15 protein-coding genes are annotated in these 19,446 nt (G+C 71.5%); 12 read left to right on the forward strand and 3 right to left on the reverse strand.

Annotated elements, in window-relative coordinates; all coding sequences use genetic code 11:
• Positions 1–29: 29 nt before the first annotated feature.
• The 7 genes from CLV43_RS03265 to CLV43_RS03295 all read left to right on the forward strand — a co-directional run bounded on the left by CLV43_RS03265 (position 30) and on the right by CLV43_RS03295 (position 8,012).
• The gene (locus CLV43_RS03265) at positions 30–554 is read left to right on the forward strand and encodes a (2Fe-2S)-binding protein (RefSeq protein WP_106185415.1); all 525 of its coding nucleotides are present in this window, start codon (positions 30–32) and stop codon (positions 552–554) included.
• Positions 551–2,986: a xanthine dehydrogenase family protein molybdopterin-binding subunit gene (locus CLV43_RS03270; protein ID WP_106185416.1), complete on the forward strand. Its 2,436-nt coding sequence runs from the start codon at positions 551–553 to the stop codon at positions 2,984–2,986. Before CLV43_RS03265 ends, CLV43_RS03270 begins: the two co-directional genes overlap by 4 nt.
• Positions 2,983–3,837 carry an FAD binding domain-containing protein gene (locus CLV43_RS03275; RefSeq protein ID WP_106185417.1) on the forward strand — a complete coding sequence of 285 codons (855 nt, stop codon included), beginning with the start codon at positions 2,983–2,985 and terminating at the stop codon, positions 3,835–3,837. Before CLV43_RS03270 ends, CLV43_RS03275 begins: the two co-directional genes overlap by 4 nt.
• Positions 3,834–4,490, forward strand: coding sequence for an SRPBCC family protein (locus CLV43_RS03280; protein ID WP_106185418.1), 657 nt, complete (start codon positions 3,834–3,836; stop codon positions 4,488–4,490). Before CLV43_RS03275 ends, CLV43_RS03280 begins: the two co-directional genes overlap by 4 nt.
• Before the next feature lie 167 nt (positions 4,491–4,657).
• Complete coding sequence (locus tag CLV43_RS03285) at positions 4,658–5,620, forward strand: CapA family protein (RefSeq protein WP_281262145.1); 963 nt, start codon at positions 4,658–4,660, stop codon at positions 5,618–5,620.
• Positions 5,621–5,741: 121 nt separating this feature from the next.
• Positions 5,742–7,400, forward strand: a complete 1,659-nt coding sequence (locus CLV43_RS03290) for an NAD(P)-binding protein (protein ID WP_106185419.1) — start codon at positions 5,742–5,744, stop codon at positions 7,398–7,400.
• Positions 7,401–7,514: 114 nt separating this feature from the next.
• Positions 7,515–8,012, forward strand: coding sequence for a GNAT family N-acetyltransferase (locus tag CLV43_RS03295; RefSeq protein WP_106185420.1), 498 nt, complete (start codon positions 7,515–7,517; stop codon positions 8,010–8,012).
• Here CLV43_RS03295 and CLV43_RS03300 read toward each other — a convergent pair.
• Positions 7,996–8,931: an o-succinylbenzoate synthase gene (locus CLV43_RS03300; RefSeq protein ID WP_106185959.1), complete on the reverse strand. Its 936-nt coding sequence runs from the start codon at positions 8,929–8,931 to the stop codon at positions 7,996–7,998. The genes CLV43_RS03295 and CLV43_RS03300 overlap by 17 nt on opposite strands.
• Positions 8,932–9,005: 74 nt before the next feature.
• Positions 9,006–10,667, reverse strand: coding sequence for a DNA repair helicase XPB (locus tag CLV43_RS03305; RefSeq protein ID WP_106185421.1), 1,662 nt, complete (start codon positions 10,665–10,667; stop codon positions 9,006–9,008).
• Positions 10,668–10,866: 199 nt separating this feature from the next.
• Between CLV43_RS03305 and CLV43_RS03310 the strand changes: the two genes are divergently transcribed.
• From CLV43_RS03310 to CLV43_RS03320, 3 genes are all read left to right on the forward strand, one after another.
• Positions 10,867–12,663 carry an LppU/SCO3897 family protein gene (locus CLV43_RS03310; protein WP_106185422.1) on the forward strand — a complete coding sequence of 599 codons (1,797 nt, stop codon included), beginning with the start codon at positions 10,867–10,869 and terminating at the stop codon, positions 12,661–12,663.
• A 118-nt stretch (positions 12,664–12,781) separates the two neighbouring features.
• Complete coding sequence (locus CLV43_RS03315; protein ID WP_106185423.1) at positions 12,782–13,240, forward strand: LppU/SCO3897 family protein; 459 nt, start codon at positions 12,782–12,784, stop codon at positions 13,238–13,240.
• 78 nt (positions 13,241–13,318) lie between these two features.
• Positions 13,319–14,080 (forward strand): LppU/SCO3897 family protein, encoded by a 762-nt coding sequence (locus tag CLV43_RS03320; protein WP_106185424.1) that lies wholly within the window; start codon positions 13,319–13,321, stop codon positions 14,078–14,080.
• 123 nt (positions 14,081–14,203) lie between these two features.
• On the opposite strand, the gene CLV43_RS03325 is transcribed toward CLV43_RS03320, so the two are convergent.
• The gene (locus CLV43_RS03325; protein WP_106185425.1) at positions 14,204–15,193 is read right to left on the reverse strand and encodes an ABC transporter substrate-binding protein; all 990 of its coding nucleotides are present in this window, start codon (positions 15,191–15,193) and stop codon (positions 14,204–14,206) included.
• Positions 15,194–15,757: 564 nt separating this feature from the next.
• Here CLV43_RS03325 and CLV43_RS03330 point away from each other — a divergent pair.
• Both CLV43_RS03330 and CLV43_RS03335 read left to right on the forward strand, forming a co-directional pair.
• Positions 15,758–19,003 carry a sensor histidine kinase gene (locus CLV43_RS03330; RefSeq protein ID WP_245886094.1) on the forward strand — a complete coding sequence of 1,082 codons (3,246 nt, stop codon included), beginning with the start codon at positions 15,758–15,760 and terminating at the stop codon, positions 19,001–19,003.
• Complete coding sequence (locus tag CLV43_RS03335) at positions 19,000–19,419, forward strand: roadblock/LC7 domain-containing protein (RefSeq protein WP_106185427.1); 420 nt, start codon at positions 19,000–19,002, stop codon at positions 19,417–19,419. Before CLV43_RS03330 ends, CLV43_RS03335 begins: the two co-directional genes overlap by 4 nt.
• The last annotated feature ends 27 nt before the right edge of the window (positions 19,420–19,446 follow it).

Below are 19,446 nucleotides of genomic sequence, written 5' to 3' on the forward strand. Positions count from 1 at the left end.
CGGTCACCCACCACTGGCCTGGAGGGTTCATGCGCATCACCGTCAGCGTGGACGGAGTGAGTTACACCGACGAGGTGGAACCGCGAATGCTGCTGGTCCACTACCTCCGCGAACGACTAGGCAAGACCGGAACCGTCGTCGGCTGCGACACGAGCAACTGCGGCGCCTGCACGGTCCACCTCGACGGCCACAGCGTGAAGTCCTGCTCCATGTTCGCGGTGCAGGCCGATCGCCACGAGGTCACCACCATCGAAGGCCTGGCCCGCGACGGGCAGCTGCACCCCGTCCAGAAGGCCTTCCACGAGAACCACGCCCTCCAGTGCGGGTTCTGCACACCCGGAATGATCATGCAGTCGATCGACCTCCTCGCCGACGACCCCGACCCGAGCGAGGAGACCGTCCGGCACGGGCTGGAGGGCAACCTCTGCCGGTGCACCGGCTACCAGAACATCGTGAAGGCCGTCCGCGACGCCGCGCACCAGATGCGTCCCGGCGCCGGCCCCGAGGCTGAGCAGGTCGCCCCGTCGCCGTCGCACGCGGGAGGTGGCGAATGACCGCCACCGCGGAACCGGAGATCGGCAGGGCCAGGCTGCGCAAGGAGGACGCGCGGCTGATCACCGGGGACACCCGGTGGACCGACAACATCCAGATGGCCGGGATGCTGCACATGGCCGTGCTGCGCAGCCCCATGGCCCACGCGAAGATCACCGGCATCGACGTCACCGCCGCGGCGGCCATGCCGGGCGTGCTGCTCGTGCTGACCGGCGAGGACGTGGCCGCGGAGCAGGGCAGCCTGCCGTGCGCGTGGCCGATCACCGAGGACATGCTCGCGCCGCCCGCCCCGTCGCTGGCGGTCGACGAGGTCAACTTCGCCGGTGAGGGCGTCGCCGTCGTCATCGCCCGCTCCGACTACGAGGCGCACGACGCGCTGGCCGCGATCGACGTCGAGTACGACGAGCTGCCGGTGGTGCTGGACATGGAGGCCGCGGTCGCCGACGGAGCCGACCTCGTGCACCCGGACCTCGGCACGAACAAGAGCGCGACGTGGGTGTTCGACTCCGCCGAGGCGGGGACGGGCGCGGACGTCGACCAGGCCATCGCCGACGCGGAGGTGACGGTCACCAGGACGTTCCGCCAGCAGCGGCTCATCCCGGCGTTCATGGAGCCGCGGTCGGTCGTGGTCGACCCCGGCGGCGGCTCGATCACCATGTGGTCGGCCACCCAGGTCCCGCACATCCTGCGCTGGATGCTGGCCGCGGTCCTCGGCATCCCCGAGCACAAGGTGCGGGTGATCGCGCCGGACGTCGGCGGCGGCTTCGGCGGCAAGCTCCAGGTCACGCCCGAGGAGGTGCTGACCCTGCTGGTCGCGCGCCGCCTGGGCAAGCCGGTCAAGTGGACCGAGTCGCGTACCGAGTCGATGCTCAGCGCGCACCACGGCCGCGACCAGATCCAGCAGCTCACGGTCACCGCCCGCCGCGACGGCACGGTCACCGGCCTCAAGGTCGACCTGCTCGCCGACATGGGCGCGTACCTGCGGCTGGTCACGCCGGGCGTGCCGATCCTCGGCGCGTTCATGTTCAACGCCATCTACAAGTTCCCCGCCTACCGGTTCACCTGCGTCAACGTGTTCACCAACAAGGTCCCGACCGACGCCTACCGCGGCGCCGGGCGGCCCGAGGCCACGTTCGCGATCGAGCGGCTGATGGACGAGCTCGCGGTGGAGCTCGGCATGGAGCCGATGGAGCTGCGCCGCAAGAACTGGATCAAGCACGAGGAGTTCCCGTTCACCACGGTCTGCGGGCTCACCTACGACTCCGGCAACTACGAGGCCGCCACCGACCGGGCCATGGAGCTGTTCGGGTACGACGAGCTGCGGCAGGAGCAGGCGCGCCGGCGGGAGAGCGGTGACCCGGTGCAGCTGGGCATCGGCATCTCCACGTTCACCGAGATGTGCGGTCTCGCGCCGTCGCGGGTGCTCGGCTCGCTGCGCTACGGCGCGGGCGGCTGGGAGCACGCGGCGATCCGGATGCTGCCCACCGGCAAGGTCGAGCTGATCACCGGCACCTCGCCGCACGGGCAGGGGCACGAGACGGCGTGGAGCCAGATCGTGGCCGACCGGCTCGGCGTGCCGTTCGAGGACGTCGAGGTGCTGCACGGCGACACCCAGTCCTCGCACAAGGGCATGGACAGCTACGGCTCGCGGTCGCTGGCCGTGGGCGGCACGGCGATCGTGCTGGCGGCGGACAAGGTGCTGGCCAAGGCCCGCACGCTGGCCGCGCACCTGATGGAGTGCTCCGAGTCCGACGTGGAGTTCGCCTCGGGCCAGTTCTCCGTGCGCGGCACGGGGACGAGCACCGCGCTCGGCGACGTCGTTCTCGCGGCGCACGTGGCGCACAACCTGCCCGACGGCATGGAGCCGGGCATGGACGCCGAGTGCACGTTCGACCCGACGAACTTCTCCTTCCCGCACGGCACGCACCTGTGCGCGACCGAGGTCGACACGGAGACCGGCGCGGTGAAGATCCGCTCCTACGTCTGCGTCGACGACATCGGCGAGGTGGTCAACCCGCTGATCGTCGAGGGCCAGGTGCACGGCGGCCTGGCGCAGGGGATCGCGCAGGCGCTGTTCGAGGAGGCCGTGCACGACGAGTCCGGCACCCTCACCACGGCGACGCTGGCCGACTACCTGCTCCCGTCCGCGGCCGACCTGCCGCACTTCACCACCGACCGCACGGTCACCCCGGCGGACTCGAACCCGTTGGGCGTCAAGGGGGTCGGCGAGGCGGGCACGATCGCCTCGACGCCCGCGGTGGTGAACGCGGTCATCGACGCCGTGCGCCACCTCGGCGTGGACGACGTCGAGATGCCGTGCACCCCGATGCGGGTGTGGAAGGCGGTCCACCAGGGCAAGGAACGGGGAGTGCCCACCACACCGGTCGCGGCGGGCGGCCTCGGTTCCATCGACGCGCAGGGAGGTGCGGAGTGATCCCGGCGGAGTTCGACTACGTGGCACCGGCCACCGTGGAGGAGGTGGTGCGGGCGCTCACCGAGGCCGGTGAGGACGCCAAGGTCATGGCGGGCGGCCAGAGCCTGATCCCGGTGCTGCGGATGAGGCTGGCCGCGCCGAACGTGGTCGTGGACCTGTCGAACCTCAGCGAGCTCACCGGAGTCCGCGACGACGGCGACTCGCTGCTCATCGGGGCGATGACCACGCACTACGAGGTCCAGCGCGACCACCTCGTGCGCGATCACGCCCGGCTGCTGGCGGTCGCCACCGACACCGTCGCGGACCCGCAGGTGCGCCACCGCGGCACGTTCGGCGGGGCGCTGGTGCACGCGGACCCGGCGGGCGACCTGCCCGCTCCCGCGCTGGCGATGGACGCGACGATGGTCATCGTCGGGCCGGGCGGGCGGCGGGAGGTGCCCGCACGTGAGTTCTTCGTCGACTACTTCACCACGGTGCTGGAGCCGGACGAGCTGCTCGTGGACGTCCGGGTGCCGAAGCTGACCGGGTGGAGCGCGCACTACGAGAAGTTCAACCGGGTCGCGCAGGCGTGGTCGATCGTCGCGGTGGCGGCGGCCGTCCGGGTCACCGACGGGACCATCGCCGAGGCCAGGGTGGCGCTCACCAACATGGGGCCGACCCCGGTGCGCGCGACCGGCGTGGAGGAGGCGCTGGTGGGGCAGCCCGCCACCGCCGAGTCGATCAACGCCGCCGCGGCCCGCGCCGCCGAGGGCACGAACCCGACGACGGACGGCAACGCCGACGCCGAGTTCCGCTCGCACCTGGCGCGGGTGCTGACCGGGCGGGCGCTGACCGCAGCGGTGGGCGCATGAAGCTGGAGCACGAGTTCACGGTCCCGGCCCCGGTCGGGACCGTGTGGACCGCGCTCCTCGACCCGGAGAGGGTGGCGCCGTGCATGCCCGGCGCCACCCTCACCGAGGTCGACGGCGCGCGCTTCACCGGCACCGTGAAGGTGAAGCTCGGTCCGATCACCTTGATGTACAAGGGATCGGGCGAGTTCCTGGAGACCGACGAGGCCTCCCGCCGGATGGTGATGAAGGCGTCCGGCAAGGACGTCCGCGGCAACGGCACGGCGGCGGCCACGGTCACCGCGACCCTGGTGGAGGCCGACGGCGGCACGCGCGCGCTGGTCGTGACGGACCTGAGCATCACCGGCAGGCCCGCGCAGTTCGGCCGGGGGCTGATCGCCGAGGTCGGCGGCCGGATCATCGACCAGTTCGCGGAGTGCCTGGCGGGCAGCCTCGGAACGGAGGACGCTGGTGGCCCGACCGCAGCCGATCCGCCCGACGGGGGAACCGAAGTGACGCAGCAGCACCTCAAGGCCGTCCCCGACCGGGCGGAGGAGGTCGAGGCCATCGACCTGCTCGGCACCGCGGGTGTGCCCGTGCTCAAACGGGCCCTGCCGCTGGTCGCCGGGCTCGCGGTCGCCGTGCTGGTGGTCTCCAGGCTCCGGCGGCACCGCTGATCCAGCGGGGGAGGCGGACGGCGGCGGCGCTGGCCGCCTGCCTCCTGCTGCCCGCGTGCGCGTCCACCGCGGGCAAGCCGTTCGCCGCGTCCACCTCCGTCGCCTCCGCCGGCACGCCCGCCGCCTCCGGCGCCACTTCGCCACCGCCGCCGCAGCGGTCGTTCACGCTGGCCGCGGGCGGCGACATCCTGATCCACCCGGCGCTGGAGGCGCAGGCGCGGGCGGACGGCGGCGGCACCCCGGACTTCCACCCGCTGCTGGAGGGGCTGCGCCCGGCGGTCGACGCCGACCTGTCCATCTGCCACCTGGAGACCCCGCTGTCCGCGCCGGGCGAGCCGACGTTCGGCTACCCGGCGTTCAGCGCGCCGCCCGAGGTGGTGAGGGCGCTGCTGGACCTGGGGTACGACAGCTGCTCCACGGCGTCGAACCACACGCTGGACCGCGACGTGCGGGGTGTGCGGACCACGTTGGACGTCCTGGACGCGGCGGGCATGAAGCACACCGGCTCGGCGCGCACCCCGGAGGAGGCCGCGACCCCGCTGATCCTGGACGCGAACGGCGTGAAGGTCGGCCAGGTCGCGTTCACCTTCGGCTTCAACGGGATCCCGCTGCCCGAGCCGTGGATCTCGAACCCGCTCGACCCGCAGCGGGTGATCGAGGCGGCCCGCGCCGCCAAGGCCGCCGGTGCGGAGGTCGTGGTGGCGAGCCTGCACTGGGGCACCGAGTACGAGGCCGACCCGAACGACGACCAGCGCTCGATGGCGGCCGCGATCCTCGCCGACCCCGCCGTGGACCTGATCATCGGCACCCACGTGCACACCGTGCAGCCGATCGAGCAGGTCAACGGCAAGTGGGTCGTCTACGGCATGGGCAACGAGGTCGCCAAGCACGAGGAACCCCGCGGCACCACCGAGGAAGGCCTGATCGCCCGCTTCAAGTTCGTGCAGGGACCGCAGGGCTGGCACGTCGAGGAGGCCAGGTACCGGCCGACGCTGGTCGAGCTCGGCCCGCCGATCCGGGCGGTCGACCTCTCCTCGGTACCCCCGACGCCGCGCCGCACCGAGGCCCTGGCCAGGACCGACGAGGTCGTGGGCCGCCTCGGGGCCGCCGCGCACGGTCTCGGTCGCTGAGGCCGGTCGCCCGCGTCCGGAATCCGTCCGGAAAACTTTTGAACCGATCCGCGGTCGCGTCCGTGACTGGGGTGTACCTCGAAGAACCCCCCTCCAGCAAGCACCGGAAGGTCGGCCAGCCATGCCCGGGAAAGACGCGCCTTTCCACGCCGCGGAACCGAAGACGAAGCTGCTCCGCATGCCGCACCGCGGCAGCATCGCGGGTCGGCTCCCCGGCATCCCGGCCGTGGGACCCGTGCCCGAGCTGACGGTGGCCGACGTCGTCAAGATGCCGCCCCGCCCCGCGGGCCGCGAGCCGCTGCGCGTCGACGTGGTCGGCGGCGGGCCGGTCGGGCTGACCTTCGCCTGCACGCTCAAGGCGATGATGGGCGACCAGGTCGCCGTGCGGATCTTCGACCGCCGCTGGGTCAAGGCCGGTGGCCGGGTGCGCTGGCGCGACCGCGGCGAGGGCAACGTCCGCCGCGAGCAGGTCGTGACCCTGCAGAGCAACGTGTGGTCCGGGCTGCCCAACAAGGTGCAGCGCGCCCTGTTCGTGCCCGGCCGCTTCGGCGAGATGTGGCCGCTGGGCCCCGACTCCCCGGCGGACAAGGGGCGGCCGCGCAACGTCAAGATCCGCTGGATCGAGGACTGCCTGATCGACATGGCGCAGGACGTCTACGGGATCGAGATGGTCGCCGAGGCCTACACCCAGCCCGCGTCGTGGGACGGCACGCACGTCCTCGCCATCGCCGACGGCGCCCGCTCGACCACCCGCGAGGGCCTGAAGGAGCACTTCGGCACGCCCGACCGGGAGTTCTACTCGATCAAGGGCAAGCCGCTGGAGGAGATCGTCCTCGGCATCCGGGTCAAGTCCTACATCCCCGACGAGCACACGGTCCCGTTGACGGTCAGCCAGAACCGCTACCTGTTCAACTCGCTGGGCGGCGGCTTCATCAACATGCGGCTGTCCGCCGAGGAGGCCTCCGAGATCGTGTCGATCGGCGAGAACGGCCCGGTCGAGTGCATCCAGCGCTACGCGTGCACGATGCGCCCGGACAACGGCCGGTTCGTCTGCGACCGGCACAAGGCCGTGTTCAAGCCGTCCATCGACAAGCTGTCCTTCCTGTGGCCCCGGATCCAGGAGGGCGTCCGCTTCTTCGGCGCCTCGCCCCAGGACCTGCTCGGCCTCACCTCGTTCAAGCTGGGCATGCAGCAGCACTCCCGGTTCACCGCCCAGCTCGCCCCCAGCACGTTCGGCTTCCTCATCGGCGACGCCGCCAACTCCCTGCACTTCTGGCCCGGCCGCGGCCTCAACACCGGCGTGAAGAGCGCGCAGTCGTTGGCGGGCGCGCTGCGGGAACGCTGGCAGGGCAAGCAGTTCCGCTCCTCCGACTTCGCCGCCCACGAAGGTCTGATGCAGCAGCTCCAGTACCGCGAGAAGTCCCGCGCCTGGACCGTCATGGTCATGCCGGACGACAACGGCCTGCCCCACGGCATCGAGCAGCGCGTCCGCGACGGCCTCGAGGGCCCGTTCGACCGGCAGGCGCTGACCACCGAGCTGTGGACCCGGATGCGCACCGTCAAGAACCGCCTCTCCAGCCGCATGGGCAACCTCCCCGACGACGAGTGGTACCTCAACAAGATCAACGGTCTGCACGTCAAGACCCTCAAGATCATGGTCGAGACCGGCCCGTGGATCACCCGCGAGATCGGCGGCGACGAGGTCTCCGTCAACGTCGAGTTCCCCCAGTCCGCCCTGATCCCCCGCTCGATGCTGCCCGGCGCCTCCCTCGTCGGCTGAGCCCAGGTCACCCCGCACCGGGTGGTCGCCCGTTCAGGGGGCGGGCGACCACCCACCAGCCCACGAGCGCGTAAAGCCGTTGGCAGTGAACCCCGCCCTTCCTACGGTGGCGGCATGACACCAGCCCTGCCCACCGTCGAGGCCATCCGCACCGAGCGGCTGGTGCTGGAGCCGTTGCGGGTGCGGCACGCGGACGAGATGGCGCCGTTGCTGGACGACGAGCGCCTGCACGAGTTCATCGGAGGCCGCCCGCTGACGCCCGACCAGCTGCGCGCCCGCTACGCCCGCCTGGCCGCCGGGGGCCACAACGGCTGGTTCAACTGGGTCGTGCGGTGCTGCGGAGTGGCGGTGGGGACGGTGCAGGCGACGGTCGAGGGGGCCGCGGCGGACGTGGCGTGGGTGGTCGGGACGGGGCACCAGCGGAAGGGGTACGCGACCGAGGCGGCGCGGGGTGTGGTCGGGTGGTTGGGGGAGCACGGGATCCGGCAGCCGGGGGCGGCGATCCACCCCGGCAACCACGCGTCGGCGGCCGTGGCGCGGAAGCTCGGGCTGGTGCCGACGGACGTGGTGGACGACGACGGTGAGGTGCGCTGGGTCAGCGCAGCGCCCTGACGCGGTCGAGGCGGGCGAGCCAGCGGGCGGTGGTGGGTCCGTCGGCGGCGAAGCCGTCGAACACGTCGGGGGTCGGGGCCGTGCCCAGGACCGGGAGGTGGCCCGCGACGGGGCGCAGGGAGTCCGACGTCACGTCGCCGGTCAGCAGCGACGTGGTCGCCAGGCCGCAGGCGTGGTCCAACGAGGGCAGGGCGGCGGCGAGGGCGAGGCCCGCGGCCAGGCCGACGGAGGTCTCGACGGCGGAGGAGATGACGCACGGCAGGCCGGAGGCCTCGGCGACCCGCAGCGCCCGCCGCACCCCGCCCAGCGGCGCCACCTTGATCACGGCGATGTCGGCCGCGCCCGCGACGGCCACCTTCATCGGGTCCTCGGCTCGGCGGATGGACTCGTCGGCGGCGATCGGCACGTCGACCCGGCGCCGCACGGCCGCCAGCTCGTCGACGGTCCGGCACGGCTGCTCGACGTACTCCAGCCCGCCCGCCGCGCGGTCGAGGGCGCGGATGGCGTCGACCGCGGTGTCCACGTCCCAGGCCGTGTTCGCGTCCACCCTGACCTTGCCGCCGGGGCCCAGCGCGTCGCGGACGGCGGCGACCCGGTCCAGGTCGGCCGACAGCGGGGTGCCCGGATCGGCGACCTTCACCTTCGCCGTCGAACACCCCGAGGCGGCCACGATCCCGTGCGCGCGTTCGGGGTCGACGACGGGAACGGTGCAGTTGACCGGGATCGAGGTGCGCAGCGGCGCGGGCCACGACAGGCCCGCGGACTCCTCGGCGCACTCCAGCCACGGCACGCACTCGGCGTCGGAGTAGTCCAAGAACGGCGAGAACTCGCCCCATCCGGCCGGCCCGCGGAAGAGCACGCCCTCGCGCACGGTGATGCCGCGGAACCTGTTGCGCATCGGGATCGCGTACACCCGGATCGAGGAGACGTCCACGCGCTGATGGTGCCAAAGGACGCGCCGCCCGGCACGGCGGCCGGGCGGCGCGCCGGGGCTCAGTCGACCTCGGGGAGCTCCGGGCTCAGCAGGTCGTCGGCGTCGACGATCCGGTACGCGTAGCCCTGCTCGGCCAGGAACCGCTGCCGGTGCGCGGCGTAGTCGGTGTCCAAAGTGTCCCGCGACACCACCGAGTAGAAGTGCGCCTGGCGGCCGTCCCCCTTGGGGCGCAACAACCTCCCGAGCCGCTGCGCCTCCTCCTGCCGGGACCCGAAGGTGCCAGACACCTGCACGGCGACCGAGGCCTCCGGCAGGTCGATGGAGAAGTTCGCGACCTTCGACACGACCAGCGTGCGGATCTCGCCCTTGCGGAACGCGTCGAACAGCAGCTCGCGCTCCTTGTTCTTCGTGGACCCCTGGATGATCGGCGCGTCCAGCGCCGCGCCGAGCTCGTCGAGCTGGTCCAGGTACGCGCCGATCACCAGCGTCGGCTCGCCGGGGTGGCGGTCCAGGATCGCTTTCACCACCGGCATCTTCGTGCGAGCGGTGGAGCAGAGCTTGTACCGCTCCTCGGGTTCCGCGGTGGCGTACTGGAGCCGCTCGTTGTCGGTCAGCGTCACCCGCACCTCGGTGCACTCGGCGGGCGCGATCCAGCCCTGCGCCTCGATGTCGCGCCACGGCACGTCGTAGCGCTTCGGCCCGATCAACGAGAACACGTCGCCTTCCTGACCGTCCTCGCGCACCAGCGTCGCGGTGAGACCGAGCCTGCGCCGGGACTGGAGGTCCGCCGTCATCCGGAACACCGGCGCGGGCAGCAGGTGCACCTCGTCGTAGACGATCAGCCCCCAGTCGCGCGAGTCGAACAGCTCCAGGTGCTTGTACTCGCCCTTGGACTTGCGGGTGATCACCTGGTAGGTCGCGATGGTGACCGGCCGGATCTCCTTGCGCTCGCCCGAGTACTCGCCGATCTCCTCCTCGGTCAACGACGTCCGCGCGATCAGCTCGCGCTTCCACTGCCTGCCCGCGACGGTGTTCGTCACCAGGATCAGCGTGGTCGCCTGCGCCTCGGCCATCGCGGCCGCGCCGACCAGCGTCTTGCCCGCACCGCAGGGCAGGACGACGACACCGGACCCGCCCGCCCAGAACGCCTGCGCGGCCAGCCGCTGGTAGTCGCGCAGCTTCCAGCCGTCCTCGGCCAACGAGATCGGGTGCGCCTCGCCGTCGACGTAGCCCGCGAGGTCCTCGGCGGGCCAGCCGATCTTCAGCAGCATCTGCTTGAGCCTGCCGCGCTCGCTCGGGTGCACGACCACCGTGTCCGCGTCGATGCGCTCGCCGATCATCGGGACGATCTTCTTGTGCCGCAGCACCTCTTCCAAGACCGCTCGGTCCACAGTGCTCAGCACCAGCCCGTGCACCGGGTTGTTCGCCAGCTGCAGCCTGCCGAAGCGGCCCATCGTGTCCACGACGTCCACCAGCAGCGGCTGCGGCACGGGGTAGCGGGAGAACCGCACCAGCGCGTCCACGACCTGCTCGGCGTCGTGCCCGGCGGCGCGGGCGTTCCACAACGCGAGAGGGGTGACCCGGTAGGTGTGCACGTGCTCGGGAGCGCGTTCCAGCTCGGCGAACGGCGCGATGGAGACGCGCGCCTCGTCGGCGAGCGGGTGGTCGACCTCCAGCAGCAAGGTCTTGTCTGACTGGACGATCAGCGGGCCGTCGGTCACGGGAGCCGGCTCCTGTCGGTTGGTGTTCTTCCATTGTCACAACAACGCGCAAGTCGCGGGCAGTCCCAGTGGCGCACCGTGGCACTGAGGCGACGCTGTGCATCTGAGGACGGTTTGGTAAAACTCTCGAAAACCGGCAAGAGGGTGCCTACGTTCGGCCATGTCCGGACACCCCACGGGACCTCCAGCAAAGGTGATCATGAGCAACGAGTCGACCCCCGACCCCAAGGCCGCGGACGCCCCGGAGAGCACTCCCGAGGCGACGGAGACCGCCCAGACGCCCCCGGTGAGGAAAGCACCGGTCCGGAGGTCACGGGCGAAGGCCGCGCCCGCTGCCGAGACCGCCGCGGCCGACGCCGCGCCCGAGGGCGCCGCCGCGACGCCGGAGGCCGCGAAGGCCGCTCCGGTCAGGAAGACCCCGGCCCGCAAGCCGAGGGCGAAGGCCACGCCCGCCGTCGCCGCCGACGAAGCGGCGCCCGCCGCCGAGGCCGCACCCGCCGCCGCCGACGCCGCGACGCCCGCCGCCAAGACGACGCCCGCGCGGAAGACGCCCGTCCGCAAGTCCAGGGCCAAGGCCGTCCCCGCGACGCCGTCGGTGCCCGCCGAGTCCTCGGTCCCCGGCGTGCCCGCGGTGCCCGCCTCGGCCGCGGTGTCGGCCGCCGTCGAGCCCCCGGCCGACGGTGCCGCCGACGCCATCCCGGTGGAGAAGGCCGCCGAGCCCGCCGCCGTCGAGCCGGCTGCCGAGCCCGCCGCCGCCGAGCCCGTCGAGCCGGTGGCCCCCGAGGTCACCACCGTCCCGGTCCCCGCCGGGGAGACCGCCCAGACCCCCGCCGAGCCCGCCGCGGAGCCCGCCGCCGCGGAGCCGGAGGCCGTGCCCGCCGAGCCCGCCGCGGTCGCCGAGGAGACCCCCGCACCGGCGGCGGAACCGGTGACCGAGCCGGTCGCCAAGGCGGAGGAGCCCGTCGCCGAGCCGGTGACCGAGGCGATCGAGATCCCCGCCGAGGCCGCGGCCTCCACACCCGCCGAGCCGGTCGAGGAGCCCGCGGACGTCGCGGAGCCCAAGACGGACGCCCTGCCCATCCAGCAGGCGCCCCCGGTGGCCCCCCAGGCCGACGCTGAGCCGCCCGCGGCGCCCATCGCTCCCGCCGACGCCGTCGCGGCCGCCGAGCCGCCCACGTCGGCGGAGGAGCCCAAGACGGACGCCCTGCCGATCCAGCAGGCACCCGTCGACACCGCCGCGGAGCCGGTTGTGGAGCCCGTTGCGGAGACGGCCGCGGAGCCCGTTGCGGAGCCCGCCGCCGAGCCCGCGAAGCCCGTCGAGACCGCCGCGGAGGCCGAGCCCGCGCCGGTGGAGCCGACGCCCCTGGTGCCCGCCCAGGCCACCGAGCCGGTGCCCGCCGTCCCCGCGCAGGCGGCCGCCGAGGCGACCCCCGGCGTCCTCTACAAGCCGACCAAGCCCGGCGACGAGGACGAGGAGGAGACCTCCTCCGGCGGCAAGGGCCGCTGGATCGCGATCGGCGTGGTCGCGGTCGCGGTGGTCGTCGCGATCATCGTCGCGTTCACCATGTTCGGCGGCAGCGACCCGAAGAACGCCGCGGCGGGCGACTGCGTGAGCCTGTCGGAGAAGTCGCTGAAGGACTCCAAGATCGAGACCGTGAGCTGCGGCAGCGACAAGGCGCAGCTCAAGGTGGGCAAGGTGATCGGCAACGACTCCGACGCCTGCCCCGAGGAGGGCTTCTACCAGCAGTACCCGGTCGAGGGGAAGCCCGCCGAGGGCTACCGGCTGTGCCTGCTGCCCAACCTCACCGAGGGCTCCTGCTACACCCTCGATGACGAGGGCCTGAACTACATCAAGGGCGAGTGCAAGGGCCTCGAGGCGCTGAAGGTCGTGAAGATCATCAACGGGTCGACCGACACCGCCGCGTGCCCGGACGGCGCGGGCGAGTCGTACCCCGAACCGGCCATCACGTTCTGCTTCGCGCCCGCCGAGAACTGAGTCGGCGTACCACCGTGTGGACTTGATCGTCCACACGGTGGTATTTCGGGACCGTATTTTTGCCACTTTTCGGTGAATACCGTCAACTCGACCGGCGTTCGAGCCGATGCAGTGCCCCATGCGCAGAATCCTGCTGGCCCTCGGTGCGGTCGCCCTCGCCCTCGTCGGGGCGTACGCCCTCGGCCTGTTCGACAGCGAGCCCCCGCAGGTCGCCGCGGGGCAGTGCGCGAGCATCTCCGGCAGCACCGAGGCCCCGCGCTTCACCACCCTGGACTGCGGCTCCGACCAGGCGAACGTCAAGGTCGCCAAGGTCGTCGAGCAGGGACCGTGCCCGGTGGGCGGCGCCACCTACTCCACGTACACGGCCGACGCCACCCTGTGCCTGATCCCGAACTTCGTCGAGGGCTCGTGCTACGGCCAGGACCAGGAGTCCGGACTGCTCAAGGTGCCGTGCGGAACGGCCCAGTCGGTCAAGGTCACCAAGGTCCTCGGCGCCGGGGCGGCCTGCGGGGAGCAACGCGCCGTGGCGTACCCGGAACCCGCTGTCACCTTCTGCCTCGCCAAGGGCGACGCCTGACAACGATGTGGTCACTTCGCTGCGGGGACCGGGGCCGCCGAATACGTTTCTGCCTCCCGTGAACCGAGAGGACCACCCGTGAGCACGCCCAACCACCCGCCACCCGCCGGGCCCGCAGGCCCTCCGCAGGGGCCGGGCCAGGCACCGTACGGCCCGCCGCCGCCCTACGGCCAGCAGGCACCGCAGCAGCCGGGGTGGGGCCAGCCGCAGCAGCCGACCCCGCAGGGCTGGGCCGCGCCGCAGCAGCCGGGCCCCGGCCAGCAGCCGCCCTACGGCCAACCGCCCTACGGCCAGCCGGGGTTCCAGCAGGCCCTGCCGCCGACGCCGCCACCAGCGAAGAAGGGCGGCGGCAAGATCAAGCTGGTGATCACCCTGCTGGTCGTCGTCGGCGCCATCGTCGGCGGCTACTTCCTGAACAAGGACGCCCCGTCCAGCGCGAACGTCGGCGACTGCATCAACATCAAGTCGGCGAGCATCACCAACCCCGAGCTGGAGAAGGTCGACTGCGGCACGCAGGCCGCCGCCTTCAAGGTCGCGAAGGAGCTGGGCAGCGCGTCGGACAAGTGCCCCGAGGGCGACTACGCGTCCTACACCGAGTCCGGTCGGCGGAGCAGCGGTTTCACGCTCTGCCTGATGCTGAACGCGGCCGAGGGCGACTGCTTCAAGGAGGAGGGCTCGATCGTGGCGGGCAAGACCACCAAGGTCACCTGCGACGCGTCGGCCAGCTACAAGATCGAGAAGGTCGTCAAGGGCACCGCCGACAAGGCGGCCTGCGGGCCGGACGGGACCGAGATGGTCTACTCCGACCCCGCGACCACGTTCTGCCTGGTCCGACCCTGACAGACCCCCCGACCCGGTAGTCGGGAGTGCCTCCCCCCACGGTGCACGAGACGGAGGGGCGGTCGGTCGCGTTGTGCGACCGGCCGCCCCTCCGCTCGTCTTCCGGGTCTTGCGACCGGGGAACTAGCTGGTCGTACCCGGTGGCAGCAGCTGCTGCACGTCGAGCCTGCCCGGCAGCACGTCCTCGGTGTCCATCATGTCCGCGACCCGCTGGAGGCGGATCGGGTTGAGCGACAGCGGGAACGTGCCGACTGAGACCAGCGCCGCGGTCTGCTGGTCGACGTCGACGTAGCTGCTCAGCACGTCCTGCACGCTGAGCTTGTTGTTCGACGCGTTCTGCTGCGCGTCGCGCAGCACCGAGCGGAACAGCGCCAGCGTCTTGGGGTTGCCGTCGGCGAACTTCTTGCTCGCCGCGTACCCGGACATCGGGAAGTCCTTCGTCGGGCCGATCGCGGTGTCGGTGACGATCCGGGCACCGGTCTCGCGCTGGACCTTGGTGATGAAGGGCTCGATCATCCAGGCCGCGTCGACGGTCTTGGACTGCATCGCCTGCTGCATCTGCTCGAACGGCATCTCGATGAAGTTGATCTTCTGCTTCTCGATGCCCGCCGTGTCGAGCACGGCCTTCGTGGTCAGCGCGCCGATGTCGTCCGCGCTGTTCACGGCGATGCGCGGGTTCGACTTCTTCGCCGGGGCGTCGTAGGACGCGTCGGTCGAGACCAGTGCCATCGAGTTGGCGCCCGCCTGGTAGGCCTCGCCCTGCAGCTGCAGCTGGGTGCCCTCGGCGACCTTGCGGAACAGGGTCACGTGGCTGGCCCAGGTGACGTCCAGCGTGGTGTCGAGCTGCTTGATGCCCTCGTCCTCGCTGGTCTGGGGCACGAGCTGGACCTGAAGGCCGGCCTTCTCGAACAGTTTGTCGTTGATCGCGATGCGCAGCGGGGCCACGTCCACGACCGGCATGACGCCGATCCGCAGGGTGTTGCGCTCGATGTCGGTCGCACCGCTGTCGCCGCCACCGGGCAGCAGGCTGCATCCGGCAGTGGTCGAGACGACGGTCAGGGCACACGCGACCAGCGCTGCCGCACGTCGCAGAACATGCGCTCGGGTAGGCATGGCACCTCTCGCCTGTTGACTCGGGGAGTCGAGTTGATCAGTGTTCGTCGTCACTTGCCATACTGACGTCGCGTCACCGGGGAGGTGGCACAGAGGCAGCTAGGTTTCGACGTTCGGGGATGTTAACCACCCGAACGCATGAAGCGACAGCCCAACTCGATACGGTGCGTGCTGCTAGAGGCTTCCATCAAGTAGGGCTGGACCATTACGCTGCCGGCCGGGTGGTACAGGTTCTAGCGGACCGTCGGGTTCCTGGAGCAGAATGGAGCGCTTGGTCGGCGCTAGGCTCCTGTGCTGCATTTTGGCCCGATTTTGCGAGTCCATACTTCGGTCCTGGGGAGAGGCCGGGGACACTGCTGCCGGAAGAGGAAGCCCAGGGTGGCCCGACGAGAGAGAGGTCCCAGCCAGTCCGGCGCGGGGACCGCACCGCGCTCCGATAGGCCCGAAACGGGTGACGGACTGGCTGCGCTACGTGATGCAACTGTGACCGAGTCGACGGGATCTGGAAAAACCGACGTGCCGCAGAACAGCGCAACAGATGCGCAGAGCGCCCGTACGTCGAGCTTGAGGCTGCGCAACTGGCGCCTTCGGACCAAGCTCTTCGCCGTCCTGCTCATCCCGACCGTCGCCGCGCTCGCGCTCGGCGGCCTCCGGGTGCAGACGGACCTGCAGAGCGCCACCGACTTCAACCAGCTCGCCAACGAGGTGCAGCTGGAGAGCTCGGTCGCCGACTTGGTGCAGCAGCTCCAGCGCGAGCGCGACCTGAGCGCGAGCCACGTGGCCTCGGGCAAGCAGGTCGACCGCGTGGTGCTCGACCGCCAGCTGCGCCGGGTGAACGACACCTCGGACGCTCTGCAGACCAAGATCACCGAACTCAGCGGCGACCTCGACCCCGCCGTGGCGGAGCGCTTCCGCCGCGCGGCCGAGCAGCTCAAGCGCCTCAACAGCCTGCGCAACGCCGTGCGCGACACCGCGTACCCCTCGGACGCCGTCCTGCGCACCTACTCCGAGTCGGTGGAGAGCCTCCTCGACCTCGGTGAACAGGCCATCGCGGGCATCAACGACCCCGAGCTGGTGAGGTTGCACCTCGCCACCAACGCGATCGCGCGCATCAAGGAGCAGGAGTCCCGCAAGCGCGGCATCCTGCTCGACGTCTTCCAGCGCCAGGACTTCCCCGCGAGCCAGCAGCGCGTGCTGCTCGCGGCGAACGCCGAGCTCGACGCCGCGAGGAACGACTTCCGCAAGTCCGCGACGCCCGACCAGGCGAAGATCTACGACGACACCGTCACGGGTCTGATCGTCGACACGGCGAACGACATGCAGGAGTCGGCGCTGAACCTGGCGGCGGCCAACCAGAGCCTGGACAGCCTCCGCGCGGAGAAGTGGGACATCGCGTCCACGCTGACGGTGAACCTGACGCGCGACGTGGAGAACCTGCTCCTGGAGCAGCTGCAGAACCGCACCGACGAGCAGACCGGCCAGGCCCGCGCCGCCGCGTTCCGCGACTCCGGCATCGTGCTCGCCGCGCTGCTGCTGGCGCTGGCGATGGCCCTGTTCGTCGCGAGGTCGATCCTCAACCCGCTGCGCATCCTGCGCCGCACCGCCCTCGCGGTGGCCGACCACGGTCTGCCGGAGGCGGTCGGCAAGATCCTCGCCGACCCGAACCCGCAGCTCGCGGCCCAGAACGCCATCGCGCCGGTGCCCATCACGACCAACGAAGAGGTCGGGCAGGTGGCGCGGGCGTTCGACGCGGTGCACGGCGAGGCGGTCCGCCTGGCGGCCCAGCAGGCCCTCCTGCGCGACAACGTCAACGCGATGTTCGTCAACCTGTCCCGCCGCTCCCAGGCGCTGGTCGAACGCCAGCTCAACCTGATCGACCGGCTGGAGCAGGACGAGCAGGACCCCGACCAGCTCGCCAGCCTGTTCGAGCTCGACCACCTCGCGACCCGCATGCGGCGCAACTCGGAGAACCTCCTGGTCCTCTCCGGCACCGACCTCTCGCGCAGGCTCACCCGGCCCGTCCCCGCGGCCGAGGTCCTGGGCGCCGCGGTGTCCGAGGTCGAGCAGTACGCCCGCGTGCAGGTCGGCCAGACCCCGGAGCTCACGGTCCAGGGCCGCGCGGTCAACGACCTCGTGCACCTGGTCGCCGAGCTGCTGGACAACGCGACCGCGTTCTCCGACCCCGTGACGAAGGTCACGGTCCGGACGGCCCGCACCCGCAAGGGTGAACTGGCCATCGAGATCCAGGACCGCGGCGTCGGCATGGCCGAGCAGGACATCATCGACGCGAACGAGCGGCTGGCGGACCCGCCGGACGTCGACGTCGCCGTGTCCCGCCGGATGGGCCTGTACGTGGTCGCCCGGCTGGCCAAGCGGCACGACATCAAGGTCCGGCTGCGGGTCAACGAGGACATCGAGGGCGGCACCACCGCGCTCGTCGTCGTCCCCGGCACGCTGGTCCAGGCGCCCGGTGCCGCCGGTGCCCCCATGGGGTCGCCGTCGGAGTCCCTCACGGACTTCCACCCGGCCCAGCGGGCCAGCGGCATCGCCGGTGCCTTCACCAGCAGCTCGCCGCGGTTCGACGACGACAGCTCGCCCGGCTTCCCGCCCCAGGGCGGCGCGGAGCACACCGGCGGCTTCCCCTCCCAGACCGGGACCAACGGCTTCGGGTCGCAGAGCGCGGAGCACACCGGCGGGTTCCCGTCGCAGGAGTTCAGCCCCACGGGCAGCTACCCGAAGCCGGACCTGAACATGCCGGTCAGCTTCGTGCAGCGCGAGTCGGTCCCCGACGCGAACGCGGTGCCGTCCTTCGGCGTCACCCGCCCCGAGGAGGACTCCGGCGTCTGGCTGCCGATGTCCGGCGAGCAGGACCAGCCCGACCGGTCCTGGCCCGAGCGCAACGGCACCCCGGCCGCCGCCACGACGGGTGAGCAGACCCTGTTCACCGCCTACGAGGACCGCGGCGAGGACGCCTCGGCCCCGTTCGAGACCGGCTACGAGACGACCCGCTTCGAGCCCGTGGTGCCGCGTGCGGCCGTCGCGGAGCCCGAGCCGGAGCGGCGCAACGGCCACACGCCCGCGCGCAAGGAGGTCGACCACGACCTCGACGCCCCGACCGAGCGGCTGCCGATCTACGAGGCGGTCCTGTCCCAGTGGTTCCAGGCCGTCGGGAGCGAGACCTCCGCCGCCAAGGCCCAGGCGGTCCCGCCCGCCGAGAAGCCCGCGGGCCTCCCGGTGGCCGAACCCGAGATCCCCCTCTCGGACCAAGAGGAAGTGCCCTTGCCGACCCGACGGCCGAAACCCGTTCCGGCTGTCGCTCCCACCACAACCGAGGTTTCCGTACCCTCAAGGCTCGACGGTCTGTCGGCTTCGGGACTGCCGAAGCGAGCCCCGAGGCCGGAAGCCGCACCTGTCCGGGAACCCGAGCCGGTTGCCGAGGCAGTGGTGGAGCAGGTCGAGGAGCAGGAGGCCCCACAGATGCAGGCGGAACCGACCGCCGAAAGCGCTTGGCAGTCCCCGGCCGACGAAGGCTGGTCCGCTGCCCAAGCACTGCTCAGCAAGACGCCAGACGCCAAGACACAAGCGGGGTTGCCCAAGCGGGTGCCCAAGGCTCAGCTTGTGCCAGGGTCAGCCGCGCCGAAGATCCCGTCGGCGCAGCAATCGCAGCGGCCCCCGCTGCCACCACGATCGCCTGACGCGATCCGTGGACGGATGTCGAGTCTTCAGCAGGGCGTCCGACGAGGGCGACACGCGTTGATCGACGCTTACGCTGGTGACCAGTCGAGCCGGCAAGACGAGGAGCAGGAGTGACGACCGCAGCTCAGCCAGGCAGCTTTGGTTGGCTAATCACCGACTTCGTGCGCCGGGTACCCGGTGTTGCGCACGCCGTAGTCGTGTCGGCGGACGGGCTTCTGCTCGCCGGCTCGCAGGGCTTGCCACGTGACCGAGCCGAACAGCTTTCCGCGGTGGCGTCCGGTCTGGTGAGTCTCACCGCAGGCGCTGCTCGCTGCTTCGAGGCCGGTGGCGTGAACCAGACCGTGGTCGAGATGGAACGGGGTTACCTGTTCCTGATGTCCATCAGCGACGGTTCGTGCCTCGCCGTACTCGCCGCGCCCAACTGCGACATCGGTCTCGTCGCGTACGAGATGACCTTGTTGGTCGAACGGGTCGGACAGCAACTCACCCCGGAGCTGCGCGCTCAGCTCCAGGGCGTGGTAAGGCGGTAGACCTCATGAGAGCGTGGGGGTGAGCGG

The organism is Umezawaea tangerina (assembly GCF_003002815.1).
Classification (GTDB): domain Bacteria; phylum Actinomycetota; class Actinomycetes; order Mycobacteriales; family Pseudonocardiaceae; genus Umezawaea; species Umezawaea tangerina.